Below are 19,216 nucleotides of genomic sequence, written 5' to 3'. Positions count from 1 at the left end.
TTATCCTTCTAAGGCTTGGCGCAAATCTGCAATCAAATCTCTAGCATCTTCAATCCCAATTGACAAGCGCAAGAGGTCATCTGTCAAACCATAAGAATGGCGCACTTCTGCTGGAATATCAGCGTGAGTTTGCGTCGTTGGATAAGTAATGAGACTTTCCACCCCACCCAAACTTTCCGCAAAAGAGAAGACCTTGAGGCTGTTCAAAATGTGAGGAATGCGTGTTTCATCCGCTACCTTAAAGGAAATCATGCCCCCACGACCCGTATAGAGAACTTCCTTGACTGCTGGAGAATCCTTCAAAAAGGCGACCACTTCTTGAGCATTGGCTGTTGAACGTTCCATACGAAGAGACAAGGTCTTGAGACCACGGATCAATTGATAACTGTCAAATGGAGACAAGACTGCCCCTGTCGTATTGAGATTGTAGAAGAGTTTTTCGTATAGTTCTAAACTATTGGTCACAACCACTCCAGCCAAGACATCATTGTGGCCTGCCAGATACTTGGTTGCTGAGTGGAGAACGATATCTGCTCCATCTTCAATCGGACGTTGGTAAATAGGACTGTAGAAGGTATTGTCAACCACCACTTTGGCACCCTTAGCATGAGCCAATTTTACTAGTTTTTCAATATCAAATTCCAACATCAAAGGGTTGGTTGGTGTTTCGATATAGAGAACATCCACATCCTTCTCTAACTCGGCAATCAATTCTTCTTCTGTATTGGCATAGGTAAAATGGAAACGGCCTTCCTGTTCCACTTGGTTGAACCAGCGGAAAGAACCTCCGTAAAGGTCACGGACAGCCAAGACCTTACTTCCTACTGGAAAGACGCTAAAGGCCAATACAATTGCTGACATTCCTGAGCTAGTCGCTAGGGCATAGTCTGCTGACTCAATAGCCGCCAAGACTTCTTCCGCCTTACTACGAGTTGGATTTTTAGTACGCGTATAGTCAAATCCAGTAGACTGACCAAACTCTGGGTGCTGATAAGTCGTCGAAAAATGAATCGGTGTCACCAAAGCTCCTGTCGCTTCATCTGACTTGATACCCGCCTGGGCCAAAATTGTGTTAATGTGTAATTCCTTGCTCATACAATTCCTCCAAATCTATAGTAACTATTGTACCACTTATTTTCATCAACTTATTTTCTTCTTTTCAAGAGCTAGTTATAGTTTTAAACTATAGACTTATACTCTTCGAAAATCTCTTCAAACCACGTCAGCGTCACCTTACCGTAGGTATATGTTACTGACTTCGTCAGTTCTATCTGCAACCTCAAAACAGTGTTTTGAGCTGACTTCGTCAGTCTTATCTACAACCTCAAAACAGTGTTTTGAGCAACCTGCGGCTAGCTTCCTAGTTTGCTCTTTGATTTTCATTGAGTACTAGATAGTAAAGCTAAAAAGAATCCAGAAAAGCTTCCAGATTCTTTTGTGAAAATGATTGCTAGGGTTTACTGTGAACGAAAGAAATCCTGTTGGGCTAAATAATCATAATGGTCTTTGTTAAATTGATATTGGCCCACACGCTGACTAATCTGACCAACATCCACAGAAAAAATATAGGCTTCATTTTGATAGTTCCAGTTCAGCCTAACTGTATTCAAGACTGGCTTATAAGTAAAATCTTGAACTTGATTCCAAGGCATCTCTACGACTTGATTAGAACGATTTTCAGTTATATCACTGATGTCCATCAAGAAAATCCCCTTAGGTGTGAATGCCAGAATTTTAGGCTTCACACTCGACTGAACATAGTAGGAACCACCTATAATGAAAAAATCAATAAAGGATTTCAACCATGTCTTTTTCTTGAAAGCCATCAGAAAATTCTTTTGCCCTTCAATGCGACAAGTTGAAAGAAATGATGCAATCTGTTTTTCTGTTGCAAACTCCATAATAGCGCCCATGATGTTACCTCCATAACGATTAGTAAATAGGCAAATAAGAACTCTTCACATAAAGAAGAACTTATCATTTGTTGCATTTTATCTTACTTTTCCAGTAGACGACATCCCTCCTATAAAATCATCCTAGCATGTACACACTTCAGTTAACACTGGAAGAGGATTTAAAAAATAGCTTCTCACAACTTTTATCATATTTATTATATCATAAATCCGATAAACAAATAAAAAAATATAATCATTTCTACCCAAAATTTGCCATCTCTCTATAAAAAACGAAAAACGACAGTTTCCTTCTAAACCATCGTTAGACACACTCACTCTATCATTTGCTCCTGCACAAAACGAGCATAACGCTCATGATTTTCCAGTAACTCCTTATGAGTTCCTGAGCCAGTGATTTTCCCCTCCTCTAAGAAGAAAATACAATCCACATCTTTTACCGTTGACAAACGATGCGCTATAATCACAACCGTCTTCTCCTTTAATACAGAATAGAGGCTACTGATAATCGCATACTCAGAATCCGCATCAAGATTAGCAGTGGCTTCATCAAATATAAGAATTTCAGCATCTTTTAAGTAGGCTCTAGCTATTTGAAGTCTTTGGCTTTGCCCCCCTGACAAGAGTCGTCCGCGTTCACCAACTTCAGTATCTAACCCCTCTTTCATGGAGCGAATCTCATCACCTAGTGATACCAAGTCTAGCACTTTCATCAATTCATCATCAGTTACTAAGCGATTCAAACCGAGACAAAGATTGTCACGAATACTGCCAGATAAGACTGCATTATTTTGTGAAACCCAAGCGATTTTACCTCTCCATTCTTTTAAGTTAAAATCATATATACTTGATTGCTCCATTAGAATATCTCCTGAAAGCGGTTTATAAAACCGCTCTAACAAACGCACAATCGTTGATTTTCCTGATCCAGATGGTCCAACAAAAGCAATTTTTTGCCCCTTAAAAATTGAAAAAGTAATATCCTTTAAGACAGGTCGATTTTCATCATATTCAAAATAGACATGGTTAAAATTCAACTCTTGTCCTGATATCGATTCTCCTCCCTCAAATGTTTCTCTAGGAACTGCAAGCAAGTTTTCCAGTGCAACTGAAGATCCCTTACTCCTAGAATAAACAGTTACAAAATTAGCTATATTACTAATAGGATTAAGTAATTGAAAGAGGTAAATCAAAAACGAAACCAAGGTTCCCACAGATATATATCCTGCACTGACCCGATAACCCCCATAGGTTAGCATCACAGCTATAGTCGCAAAGATAAATAAGAGAGCAAACGGGGTCTCAAAAGAAGTAACCCTATCTGATTTCAGTGAATTGTTTTGTACCCTTTCAATACAATTATCCAAAACATCCTGTACACTTTTCTCTGCTTGGTTAGTCTTAATTAATTCATGTTCTTGAATCTTTTCAGTCAATTGCCCTGTTAAAAATCCGATTTCCTCCTGTAAACGACGACTATACTTTTCACTGATATTGGAAAGGGGCAAGATAATAAACATCATACAAGGAAGAGTGATGAATAAAAGTAGAGAAAGATTCCAATCAAGACTAAATAAGACTACAATGGAACCAAGTACCATAACTAAACTCAGAATAATATTTGGGAAAGTCGTAATTAAAAACTCACGAATGACACTCGTGTCATTGACAATGGCAGAAGTCAACTCCCCACTTTGGCTCTTATCAAAGAAGGATTTCTCTGCATAAATCAACCCCTCTATCACTTTTTTCCTGATTTTTGCTATCTTTTTTTCACCCGATTGACTAAACAGATAGTAACCAATAGAAGAAAACAAGGCTTGACCAATAAAAATCAAAAACGATTGAAATACTTTGGAACCTATATTTTCAATAGAACTCCCATCTATTAAACCTTTTAAGATAAGGGGAAGCAACAAAGCAAGTAGACTAGACAGAACAAGGAAGAAACTCCCCATAATCACCTTAGTATCTACTCTTAATAATTTTAATTTCATAAATACTCCTTATAATAGCTCTATGAGACGATTTCGAAATAGTTTTACTTCTCCACCTATCCTTTCATAAATAACTAATAATTTTTCTACCGTCTTAATATTTTCATAAAAAAGATGTATCAAAATATAAACAGCGATAATTTCTTTATAAGTTTTCAATTTTTCTATCCTATAAGAATATTCTTCTGAATCGTTCTTCATCTTTTCATATAGCAAATCAATGCTTTCAACGGTTATATTTTGTAACAATTCTAAAGCCCTATCAGACTTTACTTCTGTTGCTTTTGATAAGAAAAGCTCAGAATAGTTCATATTATTTTTTATAAGTTTATTTAATATATTTGCTACAAGAGTCGTATGATATACCTTTGGAAAAAAATCTTCTATCTTATCTAGTAAAAGTCTATCCTCATCATATATAAAAAAACCATTGTCAACCTGAGAATTAGCTAATATAGACACTGATATTTCTAAAATATAGTCAGAAATTGGAATATTCAATATAGACAAACAGCACATCAACTCCATAATAACATCTATATCTTTTCGTTTAATAGAAATCAGTAATGAGAGTTCTAAAATAGAAGACAACTTATTTTGATCAATATTTTCAAAAATACTTTTATCTTTTGAAAAAATAGAAGTATAGAATATATCATGTGTGATAGCATATAAATGTTCACGACTTAATAAAATATCCAATGGAATATCTCCCAATAACAATTGGTGCAGAAAACCGCTATTGAATAAATTTAAAATTTTTAATCTATATTCTCTACTATTTCGATAATCCTTTAAAGACATTAAGGCTAGATACTCTATCTTACGATAATATATCTCATCGCTATTCATTAAATTATTTAATGACTGATACTGACTGTTGTAACACTTTAACAGTATGTCTACAGATTTCATATCAACTCTATCTCCATATAAAGTCATTTGATGATACTCTAATAGAGATTTTTTATTTTTATAAAAATAAGGTAGATGATTGTCAATCCAATCCTCCACCTTATTTAATGATAGGAAAAACCTATCCATCCCTGTTACCATTCTAGGGACATAACATCAAAAATATCGCCAGTCATTTCATCTTCTAAATCCTTAAAGTATATAAAAACATGTGTAGTATCTTTATAAATACGTACTGGTCGAGTTTCCTCAATAATTACTTTAGTGTTTTCAGAAAATTTATTAAACAATGATTTCATTAGCTTCTTCCTTTCGATATATTATTCTTTTATCCTTATTTGACATGTTTTGCCAATTCTTCTTGGGCTTTTTTATTGGATTCTTCTTTTTCTTTCAGCCATTTTTCTTTAGCTTTTTCATATTCGTCTGTTGTGACTGTCTTATCTTGTACTTTAAGGTATTTATAGGATTCAACCCCTTTATTACCAGCCAATGAATAAGGTGCTGAGAAAGGAACTGTTTTTCTCAAGCTAGGCGTTCCACCTAATGAAACATTTGGAATCGCTAGAGAACTATCTATCAACCATGCTTGAATATCAGCATATTTCTCATAACGTTTGGCTGGGTCTTGCTCCTTATTAGCCTCTTCCAACATTTGAGTATAAGTGTCAAGTCCAACTGCCTTAGCCTTGTCATTGGCTTCACCAGGGTCGAGTCCAAGATTTTGTAGAACCCCACCATTCTTGACACTAAAGATATCAAGATAGGTTGATGGATCTAAGTAGTCAGGACTCCAACCACCATTGTAAAGGTCGTAGTCTTTCTGAGTAGCAGTCTGAGCAAGGTAACTTGAGTTATCATAGTCCTCTGTTGATAACTGTTGGATATCAATAACGACGTTCTCCGTACCTAAAGCTGCTTCAATAGATTGCTTCATAGAGCTTACTTCTTGAATCCCCTTCTTAGAAGCTTGGTCAACTGTCGCATCCAAATGAATAGGGAATTGAACTCCCTTAGCTTCTAGCTCTTTCTTGGCCTCAGCAAATTTAGTCTTGGCTTTCTCAGGATTGTAATAAGGGTCTTGACCATCCGCAAAGTTGATACCTTGCCATTCCTTACCATAATTGACCATCTTAGAGGCTACTACTTCACCAAAGTCTTTTCCCTTGATACTTACAAAGGTTGGAGGAACAACCAAGTTACGCAAAATCTTAGTCGCTCCGTCTTCTCCCTGAGTTTGAGCCCCATAGGCTGTACGATCATAGGCAAAGTTAATAGCTTGACGGAAGTTTTTATTAAGAACTGCTTCCTGAGTTGATTTCTTTTCAATGTCGGTCATCTTAGAAGTAAATTTATAAGCTTGTCTATCTAGGTTAAAATTCCAGTAATAAGACGTAGCAGTCTGCATACTGTAGATGATATCATCTTTGTATTTTTCTTTAATCCCTTCAAAACTTGAACTATTTGGATAGAGACGAGCGTAGCTATAGGCTCCGTCTGTAAAGTTACGAACAAGAGCATCTTGGTCACTACCATCATAGTAGGTCAATTTAACATCATCTACAAAGACATTCTTAGCATCCCAGTAGTTAGGATTTTTCTTGTATTCGATGACAGATTTTGAAACAAAAGCTTTCATCAAGAAAGGTCCACTGTACAAAATATTAGCAGGGTCTACCTTGCCAAAATCATCCCCTTTTGATTTTAGGAAATCCGCATTGACTGGGAAAAGAATGGTTGATGTCGTTTTTGAGTTCCAGTAAGGTTCTGGTCGAGCCAAGGTGTATTGAACCGTTTGGTCATCAAGAGCCTTGACACCGACAGTTGAAAAGTCGCTTGTTTTACCAGTGATATAGTCATCCAAACCTGCAACAGAGTCCTGCACTAGATACAAGGCTTCTGATTTTTTATCAGCCGCATATTGCAAACCTGTCACAAAATCTTGGGCAGTTACAGGAGCATATTCTTCTCCCTCAGAAGTAAACCACTTGGCATCCTTACGAAGTTTGTAGGTATAGGTCAAACCGTCCTTAGAAACACTCCAATCCTCTGCCAAGGATGGCACATAGTTCCCATATTGGTCATTTTCCATGAGACCATCTACCAGGTTGGTCACAATATCATTTGTTGTTGCGCGGTTTTCTGCTAGATAGTTCAAACTAGATGGATCACTTGAATAAACATAGTTATAGGTTTTTGATCCTGTGCTAGAATTTCCACACGCGCTCAATAAAATTCCTGTACCCAGGACAAGACCTGCCAAGGTTAGATATTTGCTCTTAGACTTTTTCATTTCCAGAACCTCCTGCTTTAAAGATTTGTTTTATTATACAACGTTTAGTTTGTTTAGTCAATGATTTTTTCCAAAAAAATCGAAAAAGACCTCATCTTCTACTTTCAAAAGATAATTTTAGCTATTTTGACGCTAAAAAAGGAATAAGTTTCAAGTTCTCCTAAAAGATTGTTCAACTTATTCCTTTTATTTATAAATGCTATCTTACGAAAGATTAAATTTTGCTCGCATGCGATCTGCTTGGGCTTTTCCAATCACCTTATCCAATAAACGAGTACGGAGACTCATGACTCCGTATACTCCTCCACCCATGGCACCGACAAGAGCTACATAAAAGAAGCTCCACAAACGTCCACTTGGTTGGAAGAAAAATCCTAACAGCCACTGGATGATTCCTATTAACAAAAACATGACTAGGGTCAGCAAACTGATTAAAATGGTTCGCTTCACAATCACCTTGCGCTTAACACCCGTTACTTTACAAATATCCCGATACATCAAGACGTTAGGAATGATAAGAGCGATGGTTGTTGAAATCAAGGGACCATAACTGTGGAAAAGGGCGATGGTAGGCAGTTGCAAGACCAGCTTGGCAATAGAACCATAGATAAAATAGAGAACGGCCTTGCGGTTGCGGAACATGGCTTGAAGCATGGGGGACAAGACCATGTACAAGCCTAAAATAATAGACTGCAAAACTGCAAAGATAAATAAGCCCATAGCCAAACTGTCTGGCTTGCCATAGAAGACTGTATAAAGAGGTTCTCCTACCATAACCACTCCAACCGTTGCTGGTAGCAAGAACATAAAGAGTAGGGTGAGACTGTCCTGAACGAGACGAGAAGCTGCCTTCAAGTCCCCCTTGACATAGTTTTCTGTCAAAAGCGGCAAGCCTACACTCCCAATCGAAACCCCAACAGAAATCAAAATCATCGTGATTTTATTAGGATTGGCTGAGAAATAAGAAAACATGACAACCAAGTCCTCATTGCTGTAGTTGGTAAACCAGCTCATACTATTGATAAAGGTCAGCTGGTCCAAAATCTGGAAGAGCTGGATGGCAGACCCTGTCAGGATAAAAGGAATGGCTTCCTTAATGGTATCAACCAAAAGACGCTTACTGTTAATCTTATCTCCTGTTTCAAAAACTCTTTTGAGTGAACCTTCTTGGGCAAGGAAATAAATCAAGACTGCAAAACTGGCGACCATGCCGACAAAGGCAGCAAAAGTGGATTGAGTAACGGCTGCTAGGTAATCTCCTGAACCAAGCTTCATAATGATAAAGGTTGCTAGGAGCATCCAGATAACACGAATGACCTGCTCAGCAATTTGACTCATAGCATAAGGTTTGAGGTTATTCATCCCTTGGAAAAATCCTCGGATAACACTCATAGATGGGAAGATCAAGACTCCCCAAGCCAAGCTCTGCATAATTGGGATCAGGTCTTTCCCTACACCCGACAAATCTGCTAGCCAAGGAGCAAAGATATACAAGACTAAAGCAAAAACCAGGCCTAGTCCTGTCATAAAGCCTAAAAAGCTCCGAATCAGGGCAAAGCTATGCTCTTCTTCTCGCATGGTATTGTACTTGGCAACTTGCTTGGCCACCGCAACTGGGATACCCGCTGTTGAAACCAGTAAGAACCAGGCATAGATATTATAGCCCATGGTAAAGAGACCATTGGCTGTAGCCGCATAAGACCCCATCCAGATGTACCAAGGGATAATGTAAATAGCCCCAAGCAGGCGACTGATAAAGTTACTAGCCGTTAACCAAGCAGTCCCCCGTAACATCTGGGCCTGCTGGTGATTGTTTTCGTGCGACATAGATTCCTCATTCAATTTTGATAACTAGGAAAAACTCCTTATCTTCCATTATAAACTTTTCCTTGTTACTTGTAAATTTGCGACTTTCGGTTTACAATAGAAAGTATGATAAAGATTGAAACCGTATTAGATATATTAAAGAAAGATGGTCTCTTCCGCGAGATTATCGACCAAGGACACTATCACTACAACTACAGCCATGTCGTATTTGACACCATCTGCTATGACAGCCGCAAGGCTAAAGAAAAGAGCCTCTTTTTCGTTAAAGGTGCTGCCTTTAAGAAGGAATTTCTGCTTTCAGCCATCTCTCAAGGGCTCGGTTGGTATGTTGCTGAAAAAGACTACGAAGTCGGTATCCCTGTCATCATTGTGAACGATATAAAGAAAGCCATGAGTTTGATTGCCATGGAGTTTTATGGCAATCCACAGAAAAAACTCAAACTCCTTGCCTTTACTGGTACTAAAGGTAAGACAACAGCAGCTTACTTTGCTTACAACATCCTATCTCAACGCCACCCAACCGCCCTCTTGTCAACCATGAATACGACTTTAGATGGCAAAACTTTCTTTAAATCTTCATTCTCAACACCTGAAAATATCGACCTCTTTGACATGATGGCTCAAGCTGTTAAGAATGGAAGAACCCATCTCGTAATGGAAGTCTCTAGTCAAGCCTATCTAGTCCATAGAGTCTATGGTCTGACCTTTGATGTAGGAACCTTTCTTAACATCACTCCAGACCATATCGGCCCGATTGAACACCCTAGCTTTGAAGACTACTTCTACCACAAGCGTCTTTTGATGGAAAATAGCCGAGCAGTCATCATTAACAGTGACATGGACCACTTCTCTGTCTTGAAAGAACAAGTGGCAGATCAAGACCATGATTTCTATGGTAGCCAATCAAATAATCAAATCGAGAATTCCAAAGCCTTTAGCTTTTCAGCTACGGGTAAACTCTCTGGAGATTATGATATTCAACTCATTGGTAACTTCAACCAAGAAAATGCCGTTGCTGCTGGACTTGCTTGCCTCCGTCTCGGAGCCAGTCTTGAGGACATCAAAAAAGGAATCGCTGCAACCCGCGTTCCTGGTCGTATGGAAGTCCTCACCCAGAAAAATGGAGCCAAGGTTTTCATCGACTACGCCCACAATGGGGACAGTCTCAAAAAACTCATCAATGTGGTTGAAACTCATCAAACTGGAAAGATTGCTCTGGTTCTGGGGGCTACTGGAAACAAGGGAGAAAACCGTCGTAAGGACTTTGGCCTCCTCCTTAATCAACACCCTGAGATTCAAGTCTTTTTGACTGCTGATGACCCCAATTATGAAGACCCAATGACCATTGCAGATGAAATCAGTAGCTACATCAATCATCCTGTTGAAAAAATTGCGAATCGCCAAGAGGCCATCAAGGTGGCAATGACCATCACTGAACAAGAACTCGATGCTGTGATTATTGCTGGTAAGGGAGCTGATTGCTACCAAATCGTCCAAGGAAAAAAAGAAGCCTATCCAGGAGATGCCGCCGTAGCAGAAAATTATTTATAAGAATAGAAAAAATCAAGGGAAAACGAAACCCTTGATTTTTTACTATTATTTAGTAAAAACGTTTTTCAAACCTTCAACGGCACCTTCTACGGCACCTTTAGCATCTTCAACTACTTCTTTTGCCTTAGCAACTGTTTTTTCAACAGCTCCTTCAAGTTCTGTCTTGCTGTCTCCAGTAACTTTACCAAAACCTTCTTTGATAGTGCCTGTTGCTTGTTCCAATTTGTTTTCAAGTGACATATGATTGTCTCCTTTGGGTTTATTCCGATATATGTTACCGGTTACATATAGTTTATACTGAATACTAAGGGAAGTCAAACAATTTGCTCAGAAACAAGAAATCACGCCAAGTAGAAAGTTAATCTTTCCTTATCAAAATCGATAGCCAACTCATACTTCCCATCTTCCTTTTGGACAATATAGCCTAGAACGACTAAACTGTCCACAAAGATATCACGGCGTTTCTGCATCAGTTGATCTTTTTTGAGAAATTTCAACAAAAAAGTTGTCATGTATTTGAGAGCATACTCAGGATTGACATCTCCTAAAATGTCATAAAGTTCCTGCTGTTTTTCTGTCAAAGGATACTGCTGTTTGACCTTGTAGAAATAATTGGACAGGGTCATTTTAGTCCGCGCAAAGTCCGTCTTTTCAACTAAAATAGCAGCATTGGTTTGATTTCGTAATTCTGTCTCAAAAGTCTGCTCCAACAAGGCTTGATAGACCGGACTATCTTCGCTGACAAAAATCTCTTGATCCAGTTCGAGACTATCGAGTGATTCAAGCATAGGAAGATTGAGGTAATAGCGCTTATTTTCCCGTAGAATCAAGCCTGCCTTTATATACTCTTCCATGAGTTTATCAACTGCCACATCTGGAAATTGAGCCTTAATTTCTCTCAAAATAACATCATCATGCTGGTCCAGATAGCGGATCAATTCTCCAAAAAATGGCTGTCTCGTCAAACGAGAGGGATTAAAAATCTGAATCATGAAGATTCCTTTCTTTACATTCTAACAGAGGCGATGCTGCCAACTGACTAGGATTGGTCCCAGCTTGGTTCAGAGGAACAGGAAGACCTAATTCTCTGTAATACTCCCTCCAAAAATCACTAATCTCTTGCTTCCCATCCCCAAATTTCATGGGAATAGTTTCAAAAATGGGGAGAATTTCTGCCATGTACTGGGAACAGTAAAAACCAGCTTCATCTGGATAGAAAGAAGCATTGTAGGGTGCTCCAAGATGTTTGCAAGCTTCTTCCTTCACAGACTGGATATCCATTTCTGGGTAAACATAGATGTCGTACAAATGATTGGGCTCAAAGAAGTCTGCTGGTTCCTGACAGACCACACCAAATTCTCCACTAGCGTGGTAAATCATCTCATCCAAATAAATGGCAACATGGCTATAGTTGCCTGTTGAAATCTGGATAGCCTGTCCCATATCTGACTCATCTCTCACAAAAATCAAATCGCCATTTTCTAACATACTTCACTCCTAGAAAAAAAGGAGCCGAAACTCCTTTCGATATAAGGCAAACTAGCCTTTCCTAATTTGAATTAACACTCAAACTCTTAAGCATTGAAGCTTTCAGTCAATTGAGGTACCACTTGTTTCTTACGTGAAACGGCACCAGCAAGGAAGGCATGATTGTTTTCAAGTTTGAAGTTGAAAGCCGCTTCGACTTTGCCCATATTGGCACCAAGCGCCAAGATTTCTGAGTTTGAGTTGACGATATCTGTAATCATCAAGACAAAGTCAGAGTAGCCGTTTGCTGCGTTAGCAGCTTGCATTGCAGCTTCAATTTCTGCTTGGCGTTCCAAAACTTCAGCGATGTCAACTGTGTTTACTTGAGCAACACGGACATTATTTCCTTTCAATTCAAAAGTCTTAGCATCAATGTCAATCAATTCGTCAGCAGATTTGCTAGCCAAGTTGGTACCAGCTTTCAACATTGCCAAACCATATTCTTCCAAGTTTACACCAGCCAATTCAGCCAATTCAGGAGCAATGACTTTATCTGTTGGGTGTGTTGTTGGTGATTTCAAAAGAAGAGTATCTGAAATCAAACCTGAAAGCATCAAACCAGCAATCTCTTTAGGTACAGCTACACCATGTTCTTTGAACATACGGTAAACGATTGAAGACGCAGATCCAACTGGCTCCAAACGCATGTAAAGTGGGCTTGCGGTTTCAAAGTTAGCCACACGGTGGTGGTCTACAACACCATAAACTTCTACTTCAGCAATATCTGATACAGATTGTTGGAATTCATTGTGGTCAGTCAGGATAACTTGCTCTGCACCTTCTGCTTTAGCAGAAGTGATAACACGCGGTGCTTCCACACCAAAATAGTTCAAGACAAAGGCTGTTTCTTCATTTGGAGTTCCAAGGGCAACAGCTTCCGTATCCAAACCGTAAGCTTCTTTTGCAAGGTAGGCAAAGGCTACAGATGACCCGATGGCATCTGAGTCTGGATTTTGGTGACCAAATACTAGAATCTTAGACATGATAATACCTCATTTTGTTTATTCTCTTTATTGTAGCATTTTTTTCGCTTTTTGACAAAAGTAAGAGGAGTCAAAGGACTCCTCACGATTCTTCAAAATAACTGAGTAAATTTCTATCTTGATTTTCAGATAAAAATTGCTCCTTCTGTGGTCTCTTCTTACGCTTGAGAAGGGCTTCAGCTGACATGGCTTCTTCCTTACTGGCAAAACCTTGAGCATAGATAAGTTTGACTGGCAAGCGTGCTCGTGTATATTTGGCTCCCTTCCCACTATTGTGGACAGCAAGGCGTTTTCTCACGTCAGTCGTATAACCTGTATAGTAGGAGCCATCACGACACTCCAGCACGTACATATAAGCCTTATGATCCATAATAAATCTCTTCGAGTTCCGGCGTGTAAGAGCCATCATCATTGTGGACAATGAGAGGTGGCAAGACCTTAAAGCCACTTGTCGAGCCATCCTTGATAGCCTCAATCAAAAGCATATTGGCTTCTTTTTCCCGCTTTGGATAAACAAACTGCAGGCGCTTAGGGGCTAGATTATGCCGTTGTAAGGTATCCAAAATATCCAGAAGACGGTCAGGACGATGAACCATAGCCAACCGTCCATTAGACTTGAGAATACTCTGGGCACTGCGACAGATTTCCTGCAAATTGGTCGTGATTTCATGGCGCGCCAAGAGGTAATGTTCGCTCTCGTTCAGGTTTGAATGAGGATCCACCTTAAAATAGGGCGGATTACACAAAATCATATCCACCTTACTTCCCTGGATGTAAGCAGGCATATTTTTCAAATCATCACAGATGACCTCCATCTGCTCTTCCAAACCATTCAAACGGACAGAGCGTTCAGCCATATCCGCCAAACGCTCCTGAATCTCAACAGCCAAAATCTGTGCCTGAGTTCGAGTGCTAGCAAATAGCCCCACTGCTCCATTTCCAGCGCAGAAATCCACAATCAAGCCCTTTTTAGGGAAACGTGGAAAGCGTGACAAGAGAACACTATCTACCGAATAGCTAAAAACCTCTCTATTTTGAATAATTTTGATATCTGTTGAGAAGAGCTGGTTAATTCGCTCCCCTGATTTTAATAATTGTTCTTCTTCCATGGTTCTATTATAGCAGATTTATATTAACATTACAAAAAATATAAAATTCTAAACTACTTCTTCTTTTTCAAATAGTGCAAGGCTTCTCTAGTCCAAATTGGCATCATTCGTTTAAGAGGCGCAAAGCCGTAGTTAAAACGGTCGCTTGAAAAGCGTCTCCGTCTCGGAAACTGGTGCTTTTCTTCCTCCAAAGTGCGGATAGAAAGACTAGCTTTCCCTGTAAATTCATCTAAATCCACTACCTGAACCTGAACCTCTTCATCGACTTTCAAGGCTTCATGAATATTTTCAATAAAGCCAGTCCGAATCTCTGAAATGTGAATCAGACCCGTATCACCTGTCTCTAGCTCAACAAAGGCACCGTAGGGCTGAATCCCTGTAATACGGCCCTTTAGCTTATCACCGATTTTCATCTTAGTCCTCAATTTCAATTGTTTCAATCACAACATCTTCAACTGGCTTGTCCATAGCCCCTGTCTCAACAGAAGCAATGGCATCCAAGACAGCGTAAGAAGCTTCATCAGCTAGCTGACCAAAAACCGTGTGACGGCGGTCTAGGTGAGGGGTTCCACCTTGGTTGGCATAGATTTCTGCGATCGGTTCTGGCCAACCACCACGAGCAATTTCTTTCTTAGAATAAGGCAGGTGTTGGTTTTGGACGATAAAGAACTGGCTGCCGTTGGTATTTGGACCAGCATTGGCCATAGAAAGGGCACCACGGATATTGTAAAGTTCTTCTGAGAATTCATCCTCAAATGATTCGCCGTAGATGGACTCGCCTCCCATACCAGTTCCAGTTGGATCTCCACCTTGAATCATAAAGTCCTTGATAATACGATGGAAAATGACTCCATCATAGTAGCCATCTTTTGAAAGTGCAACAAAGTTAGCCACAGTTTTAGGAGCATGTTCAGGGAAGAGCTTGATACGCAAGTCTCCGTGATTGGTCTTAATAGTCGCGATAGGACCTTCTGCTGTTTCAATGTCTACTTGTGGGAAATGCAAGTCTTTTTCTACCATACCAAATCCTTCTAAGGCATCAAAAATGCCATCTTCTTCTAGTGTTTTTGTAATATAATCTGCTTTTTCTTTGATTTTATCATGAGAAATTCCCATGGCAACGCTGATTCCAGCATAATCAAAGAGTTCCAAGTCGTTGAGTCCATCTCCAAAAACCATGACGTCCTCTGGTTTCAAGCCAAGGTGTTCCACAACCTTTTCCACACCCGTCGCTTTGGAGCCTGAAATCAGCACAATATCAGACGAATGCTCATGCCAACGAACCATGCGAAGTTTGTCTGAGAGACTGTCAGGCAAGTGCAAGTCATCTCCTTTATCTTCAAAAGTCCACATCTGATAAATCTCTACTTTTTCATGGAAATCAGGATCTACATCCAAATCAGGGTAAATTGGATTGATAGCTTCACTAATCATATCGGTGCGAGTCGACAACTTGGCATCATGACTCCCAACCAAACCATACTCAATTCCCTCTTGCTTGGCCCAAGAAATATACTCCTCAACATCTGACTTCTCGATCTGATACTGATAAATGACCTGACCTTTTTTATCTTCGATATAAGCCCCATTCAGGGTCACAAAAAAGTCAGGCTTGAGTTCACGAATCTCCGGAACGACACCAAAAATCCCTCGTCCAGAAGCAATACCTGTCAAGATTCCTTTCTCACGTAATTGCTTAAAAACAACTGGGATTGAAGTTGGAATAAAACCCGTCTTGGAATTTCGCAATGTATCATCAATATCAAAAAAGACAATCTTGATTTTCTTTGCCTTGTATCTTAATTTCGCATCCATCTCACTACCTCTTTCAATCTAACTCTTTCCATTATACCATAAAGTAGCTAAATCCCCTATTTTCAAAGAAATTCGCTATCTCTTATTCGAACTTCTTGGATAAGTACAGAACTAAATCATCATTATTTTGAATAGTAGCATTCATTTCCAACGGCTGATTTCGATACCAAACGCCTGAACCATCTGGAATATAGCCTCGTTTGATGTACAATCTCTGGGCAGGTCCATAGCCTGAGTGCAAACCTACACCCAACGTCACTCTGTCTGAAAAAAACTTAACTCGATTTTCTGCTTCTTCTAGCAGTTGACTCCCAATCCCTTGATTTCGAAAAGGTTCAAACACATTAAAATCTGATAATTCTGGATAGACTTCTGCAAAAGGACCATGTTTAGCAGAGGGCAAAATGGTAACGTAGCCCGCTACAGCACCATCAATCTCTGCAACTAAGACTTCTCTCTCCCCACTTTCCTGTTCCAGAAAATATCTAGCCAAAATTTCCTCTCTACCAGGCCAACCTTGATTGATAAATCCATGAGATAAGGATTCAATATCAGACTTAATCATATTTCTAATCGTACAATTCATCTTTGACTTACCCACCTTTACTCTTTTTATTACCATTATAGCACGCCAAGGTCAGAAAAAAACTATTTCGTGAAAAAGAGGTCCAACTGGACCTAAACTCGCTCTCTTATTTCAAAGCTCGTGAAAAAAAGACCCAACCGGGTCTTTTCTTTAATCTTCGTTTACGAAAGGCATCAAAGCCATTACGCGAGCGCGTTTGATAGCTGTTGTTACTTTACGTTGGTTTTTAGCTGAAGTTCCTGTTACACGACGAGGAAGGATTTTCCCACGTTCTGAAACGAAACGGCTAAGAAGCTCAGTATCTTTGTAATCAACATATTCAATTTTGTTTGCTGCGATGTAATCAACTTTTTTACGGCGTTTGAATCCGCCACGACGTTGTTGAGCCATGTTTTTTCTCCTTTATAATTTTAGTTGTCCATTAGAATGGTAAATCATCATCTGAAATATCCAAAGGATTTGTTGCTCCAAATGGATTTTCATCACGTGAAAAGTCTGGTACTGAATTTGTAGGTGCTGAATAGTTTGCAGTTGGGGCAGAGTAAGCTCCACCTGTATGACCTTCACGCACACTACGGCTTTCCAACATTTGGAAATTCTCAGCCACGACCTCTGTCACGTAGACACGTTGTCCTTGCTGGTTATCGTAACTACGAGTCTGGATACGGCCTGTCACCCCGATAAGTGAGCCTTTTTTAGCCCAATTAGCAAGGTTCTCAGCCTGTTGGCGCCACATAACGACATTGATAAAATCAGCCTCACGTTCGCCATTTTGACTCTTAAATGTACGGTTTACTGCAAGAGTAAAAGTCGCAACTGCTACATTTGATGGGGTATAACGTAACTCAGCGTCACGTGTCATACGCCCTACAAGTACAACATTGTTAATCATAGTTTACCTTCTTACGCGTCAATTTTGACGATCATGTGACGAAGAATGTCAGCGTTGATTTTTGAAAGACGGTCAAACTCTTTAAGAGCTGCATCGTCGTTTGCTTCAACGTTAACGATATGGTAAAGTCCTTCACGGAAATCTTGGATTTCGTATGCAAGACGACGTTTTTCCCAAGTTTTTGATTCAACAACAGTTGCACCGTTGTCAGTCAAAATAGAGTCAAAACGTGCTACCAAAGCGTTTTTAGCTTCTTCTTCAATGTTTGGACGAATGATATAAAGAATTTCGTATTTAGCCATTGATATGTTCCTCCTTTTGGTCTAATGACCCCAAGACTTTGCAAGGGGTAAGTGAGGTTCGCTCACAATAAACTATTATACTAGAAAAAATTTTTTTACGCAAGTAAAAACTCTGAAATTCGAAAAAACGCCACATGGGCGTTTTCCTGTTCTTACGGTTTAATACGGTGCAACATACGTGGGAATGGAATAGCTTCACGGATGTGTTTTGTTCCTGCCGCGAAGGTTACCATACGCTCGATACCGATACCAAATCCACCGTGTGGAACTGTACCGTATTTACGAAGGTCAAGGTAGAATTCGTACTCTGTACGATCCATACCAAGTTCATCCATCTTAGCTACAAGAGCATCGTAGTCTTCCTCACGCATAGACCCACCGATAATTTCTCCATAGCCTTCTGGGGCAAGCAAGTCTGCACAAAGCACGCGCTCTGGATTTCCAGGAACTGGTTTCATGTAGAAGGCCTTGATGGCTGCTGGATAGTTCATGACAAATGTTGGCACACCAAAGTGGTTTGAAATCCATGTTTCATGTGGTGAACCAAAGTCATCACCATGTTCCAAATGCTCGTAGTCAGCATCTTCATCATTTTCATGCTCTTGTAAAAGGTCAATGGCTTGATCATAAGTGATACGTTTGAAGGGCTCTGCAATGTAGCGTTTCAAGAGCTCTGTATCACGTTCCAAGGTTTCCAAGGCTTGAGGCGCACGGTCAAGAACACCTTGAAGAAGAGCTTTCACATAAGCTTCTTGCAAGTCGAGTGACTCATCGTGTGTCAAGTATGAGTACTCTGCGTCCATCATCCAGAACTCAGTCAAGTGACGGCGCGTTTTTGATTTTTCGGCACGGAATACTGGACCAAAGTCAAAGACACGACCAAGAGCCATAGCTCCTGCTTCTAGGTAAAGCTGACCTGACTGGCTCAAGTAGGCTGGAGTACCGAAGTAGTCTGTTTCAAAAAGTTCAGTTGAATCTTCTGCTGCATTTCCTGAAAGAATTGGGCTATCAAATTTCATGAAGCCGTTCTTGTCAAAGAACTCATAAGTTGCATAGATAATAGCGTTACGGATTTGCATCACAGCCACTTGCTTACGAGAACGAAGCCACAAGTGACGGTTGTCCATCAAGAAGTCTGTTCCGTGTTCTTTTGGTGTGATTGGGTAGTCTTGAGATTCACCGATCACTTCGATGTCTGTAATGTCCAACTCATAACCAAATTTAGAACGTTCATCTTCTTTGACAATTCCTGTCACATAGACAGACGTTTCTTGGCTCAAACGTTTGATGACATCAAACTTCTCAAGCCCCACTTCTTCACCAAATTTTTCGACAAAGTTTGGTTTAAAGGCTACACCTTGAAAGAAGGCTGTTCCATCACGCAATTGCAAGAAGGCGATTTTCCCTTTTCCTGATTTGTTGGCAACCCAAGCGCCAATCGTCACTTCTTGACCAACATAGTTTTTTACATCAATAATCGTTACACGTTTTGTCATTGTTTTTCCT

The 19,216-nt window shown here is 39.8% G+C and carries 22 protein-coding genes and 1 pseudogene; 1 reads left to right on the top strand and 22 read right to left on the bottom strand.

Going from position 1 to position 19,216, the window contains the following annotated elements:
• From OC529_RS10175 to OC529_RS10135, 9 genes and pseudogenes are all read right to left on the bottom strand, one after another.
• Positions 1-1,095, bottom strand: a complete 1,095-nt coding sequence (locus OC529_RS10175; RefSeq protein ID WP_262082090.1) for a cystathionine gamma-synthase — start codon at positions 1,093-1,095, stop codon at positions 1-3.
• 138 nt (positions 1,096-1,233) lie between these two features.
• A complete protein-coding gene (locus tag OC529_RS10170) occupies positions 1,234-1,383 on the bottom strand; it encodes a hypothetical protein (RefSeq protein ID WP_262082089.1) in 150 nt (49 codons plus the stop codon).
• Between the two features lie 74 nt (positions 1,384-1,457).
• Positions 1,458-1,913, bottom strand: a complete 456-nt coding sequence (locus OC529_RS10165) for a hypothetical protein (RefSeq protein ID WP_262082088.1) — start codon at positions 1,911-1,913, stop codon at positions 1,458-1,460.
• Positions 1,914-2,227: 314 nt separating this feature from the next.
• Positions 2,228-2,950, bottom strand: coding sequence for an ABC transporter ATP-binding protein (locus tag OC529_RS10160; protein WP_262082111.1), 723 nt, complete (start codon positions 2,948-2,950; stop codon positions 2,228-2,230).
• Between the two features lie 186 nt (positions 2,951-3,136).
• A pseudogene (locus tag OC529_RS10155) lies at positions 3,137-3,871 on the bottom strand (ABC transporter ATP-binding protein); the annotation flags it as partial.
• Positions 3,872-3,919: 48 nt separating this feature from the next.
• On the bottom strand, positions 3,920-4,966 hold the full coding sequence (locus OC529_RS10150) for a DUF6895 family protein (protein ID WP_262082087.1): 1,047 nt from the start codon (positions 4,964-4,966) through the stop codon (positions 3,920-3,922).
• On the bottom strand, positions 4,960-5,124 hold the full coding sequence (locus OC529_RS10145; protein ID WP_160313820.1) for a hypothetical protein: 165 nt from the start codon (positions 5,122-5,124) through the stop codon (positions 4,960-4,962). The genes OC529_RS10150 and OC529_RS10145 overlap by 7 nt, the downstream gene beginning before the upstream one ends.
• Before the next feature lie 35 nt (positions 5,125-5,159).
• Positions 5,160-7,118, bottom strand: coding sequence for a peptide ABC transporter substrate-binding protein (locus OC529_RS10140; protein ID WP_119942163.1), 1,959 nt, complete (start codon positions 7,116-7,118; stop codon positions 5,160-5,162).
• A 204-nt stretch (positions 7,119-7,322) separates the two neighbouring features.
• Positions 7,323-8,945: an oligosaccharide flippase family protein gene (locus OC529_RS10135; protein ID WP_262082086.1), complete on the bottom strand. Its 1,623-nt coding sequence runs from the start codon at positions 8,943-8,945 to the stop codon at positions 7,323-7,325.
• A 105-nt stretch (positions 8,946-9,050) separates the two neighbouring features.
• On the opposite strand from OC529_RS10135, the gene OC529_RS10130 reads away from it, so the two are divergent.
• The gene (locus tag OC529_RS10130) at positions 9,051-10,496 is read left to right on the top strand and encodes a UDP-N-acetylmuramoyl-L-alanyl-D-glutamate--L-lysine ligase (RefSeq protein WP_262082085.1); all 1,446 of its coding nucleotides are present in this window, start codon (positions 9,051-9,053) and stop codon (positions 10,494-10,496) included.
• A gap of 45 nt (positions 10,497-10,541) precedes the next feature.
• Here the strand turns inward: OC529_RS10130 and OC529_RS10125 are convergent, their stop codons facing one another.
• The 13 genes from OC529_RS10125 to asnS form a co-directional block, all read right to left on the bottom strand.
• Entirely contained in the window at positions 10,542-10,736 is a 195-nt protein-coding gene (locus OC529_RS10125) for a CsbD family protein (RefSeq protein ID WP_262082084.1), read from the bottom strand.
• A gap of 101 nt (positions 10,737-10,837) precedes the next feature.
• Entirely contained in the window at positions 10,838-11,488 is a 651-nt protein-coding gene (locus OC529_RS10120; protein ID WP_262082083.1) for a DUF1803 domain-containing protein, read from the bottom strand.
• The gene (locus OC529_RS10115) at positions 11,472-11,984 is read right to left on the bottom strand and encodes a YiiX/YebB-like N1pC/P60 family cysteine hydrolase (RefSeq protein ID WP_262082082.1); all 513 of its coding nucleotides are present in this window, start codon (positions 11,982-11,984) and stop codon (positions 11,472-11,474) included. Before OC529_RS10115 ends, OC529_RS10120 begins: the two co-directional genes overlap by 17 nt.
• 86 nt (positions 11,985-12,070) lie before the next feature.
• Entirely contained in the window at positions 12,071-13,006 is a 936-nt protein-coding gene (locus OC529_RS10110; protein WP_262082081.1) for a manganese-dependent inorganic pyrophosphatase, read from the bottom strand.
• 82 nt (positions 13,007-13,088) lie between these two features.
• Positions 13,089-13,376: a GIY-YIG nuclease family protein gene (locus OC529_RS10105; protein ID WP_218757479.1), complete on the bottom strand. Its 288-nt coding sequence runs from the start codon at positions 13,374-13,376 to the stop codon at positions 13,089-13,091.
• Positions 13,366-14,115 (bottom strand): tRNA1(Val) (adenine(37)-N6)-methyltransferase, encoded by a 750-nt coding sequence (locus OC529_RS10100; RefSeq protein WP_033685376.1) that lies wholly within the window; start codon positions 14,113-14,115, stop codon positions 13,366-13,368. Before OC529_RS10100 ends, OC529_RS10105 begins: the two co-directional genes overlap by 11 nt.
• A gap of 53 nt (positions 14,116-14,168) precedes the next feature.
• A complete protein-coding gene (locus OC529_RS10095; RefSeq protein ID WP_000689593.1) occupies positions 14,169-14,528 on the bottom strand; it encodes a S1 RNA-binding domain-containing protein in 360 nt (119 codons plus the stop codon).
• A gap of 1 nt (position 14,529) precedes the next feature.
• Positions 14,530-15,930 (bottom strand): bifunctional Cof-type HAD-IIB family hydrolase/peptidylprolyl isomerase, encoded by a 1,401-nt coding sequence (locus tag OC529_RS10090; protein ID WP_262082080.1) that lies wholly within the window; start codon positions 15,928-15,930, stop codon positions 14,530-14,532.
• Positions 15,931-16,012: 82 nt separating this feature from the next.
• A complete protein-coding gene (locus OC529_RS10085; protein WP_262082079.1) occupies positions 16,013-16,516 on the bottom strand; it encodes a GNAT family N-acetyltransferase in 504 nt (167 codons plus the stop codon).
• Positions 16,517-16,666: 150 nt separating this feature from the next.
• The gene (gene rpsR / locus OC529_RS10080; RefSeq protein WP_000068664.1) at positions 16,667-16,906 is read right to left on the bottom strand and encodes a 30S ribosomal protein S18; all 240 of its coding nucleotides are present in this window, start codon (positions 16,904-16,906) and stop codon (positions 16,667-16,669) included.
• Positions 16,907-16,937: 31 nt separating this feature from the next.
• Positions 16,938-17,408 (bottom strand): single-stranded DNA-binding protein SsbA, encoded by a 471-nt coding sequence (gene ssbA, locus OC529_RS10075; protein WP_000609606.1) that lies wholly within the window; start codon positions 17,406-17,408, stop codon positions 16,938-16,940.
• An 11-nt stretch (positions 17,409-17,419) separates the two neighbouring features.
• Positions 17,420-17,710: a 30S ribosomal protein S6 gene (gene rpsF / locus OC529_RS10070; RefSeq protein ID WP_001151785.1), complete on the bottom strand. Its 291-nt coding sequence runs from the start codon at positions 17,708-17,710 to the stop codon at positions 17,420-17,422.
• Between the two features lie 152 nt (positions 17,711-17,862).
• On the bottom strand, positions 17,863-19,206 hold the full coding sequence (asnS, locus tag OC529_RS10065) for an asparagine--tRNA ligase (protein ID WP_262082078.1): 1,344 nt from the start codon (positions 19,204-19,206) through the stop codon (positions 17,863-17,865).
• Between the last annotated feature and the right edge of the window lie 10 nt (positions 19,207-19,216).

The sequence above is a fragment of the Streptococcus sp. Marseille-Q5855 genome (assembly GCF_946901985.1).
Lineage (GTDB): Bacteria > Bacillota > Bacilli > Lactobacillales > Streptococcaceae > Streptococcus.
Note: the sequence above shows the minus strand (reverse complement) of the source record. Positions and strands in the feature narration are given on the sequence as shown.

Coding starts and splice junctions, on each gene's coding strand:
- OC529_RS10175 (WP_262082090.1), bottom strand. CDS start 1,095: ATGAGCAAGGAATTACACATTAACACAATTTTGGCCCAGGCGGGTATC.
- OC529_RS10170 (WP_262082089.1), bottom strand. CDS start 1,383: ATGAAAATCAAAGAGCAAACTAGGAAGCTAGCCGCAGGTTGCTCAAAA.
- OC529_RS10165 (WP_262082088.1), bottom strand. CDS start 1,913: ATGGGCGCTATTATGGAGTTTGCAACAGAAAAACAGATTGCATCATTT.
- OC529_RS10150 (WP_262082087.1), bottom strand. CDS start 4,966: ATGGTAACAGGGATGGATAGGTTTTTCCTATCATTAAATAAGGTGGAG.
- OC529_RS10145 (WP_160313820.1), bottom strand. CDS start 5,124: ATGAAATCATTGTTTAATAAATTTTCTGAAAACACTAAAGTAATTATT.
- OC529_RS10140 (WP_119942163.1), bottom strand. CDS start 7,118: ATGAAAAAGTCTAAGAGCAAATATCTAACCTTGGCAGGTCTTGTCCTG.
- OC529_RS10135 (WP_262082086.1), bottom strand. CDS start 8,945: ATGTCGCACGAAAACAATCACCAGCAGGCCCAGATGTTACGGGGGACT.
- OC529_RS10130 (WP_262082085.1), top strand. CDS start 9,051: ATGATAAAGATTGAAACCGTATTAGATATATTAAAGAAAGATGGTCTC.
- OC529_RS10125 (WP_262082084.1), bottom strand. CDS start 10,736: ATGTCACTTGAAAACAAATTGGAACAAGCAACAGGCACTATCAAAGAA.
- OC529_RS10120 (WP_262082083.1), bottom strand. CDS start 11,488: ATGATTCAGATTTTTAATCCCTCTCGTTTGACGAGACAGCCATTTTTT.
- OC529_RS10115 (WP_262082082.1), bottom strand. CDS start 11,984: ATGTTAGAAAATGGCGATTTGATTTTTGTGAGAGATGAGTCAGATATG.
- OC529_RS10110 (WP_262082081.1), bottom strand. CDS start 13,006: ATGTCTAAGATTCTAGTATTTGGTCACCAAAATCCAGACTCAGATGCC.
- OC529_RS10105 (WP_218757479.1), bottom strand. CDS start 13,376: ATGGATCATAAGGCTTATATGTACGTGCTGGAGTGTCGTGATGGCTCC.
- OC529_RS10100 (WP_033685376.1), bottom strand. CDS start 14,115: ATGGAAGAAGAACAATTATTAAAATCAGGGGAGCGAATTAACCAGCTC.
- OC529_RS10095 (WP_000689593.1), bottom strand. CDS start 14,528: ATGAAAATCGGTGATAAGCTAAAGGGCCGTATTACAGGGATTCAGCCC.
- OC529_RS10090 (WP_262082080.1), bottom strand. CDS start 15,930: ATGGATGCGAAATTAAGATACAAGGCAAAGAAAATCAAGATTGTCTTT.
- OC529_RS10085 (WP_262082079.1), bottom strand. CDS start 16,516: ATGAATTGTACGATTAGAAATATGATTAAGTCTGATATTGAATCCTTA.
- rpsR (WP_000068664.1), bottom strand. CDS start 16,906: ATGGCTCAACAACGTCGTGGCGGATTCAAACGCCGTAAAAAAGTTGAT.
- ssbA (WP_000609606.1), bottom strand. CDS start 17,408: ATGATTAACAATGTTGTACTTGTAGGGCGTATGACACGTGACGCTGAG.
- rpsF (WP_001151785.1), bottom strand. CDS start 17,710: ATGGCTAAATACGAAATTCTTTATATCATTCGTCCAAACATTGAAGAA.
- asnS (WP_262082078.1), bottom strand. CDS start 19,206: ATGACAAAACGTGTAACGATTATTGATGTAAAAAACTATGTTGGTCAA.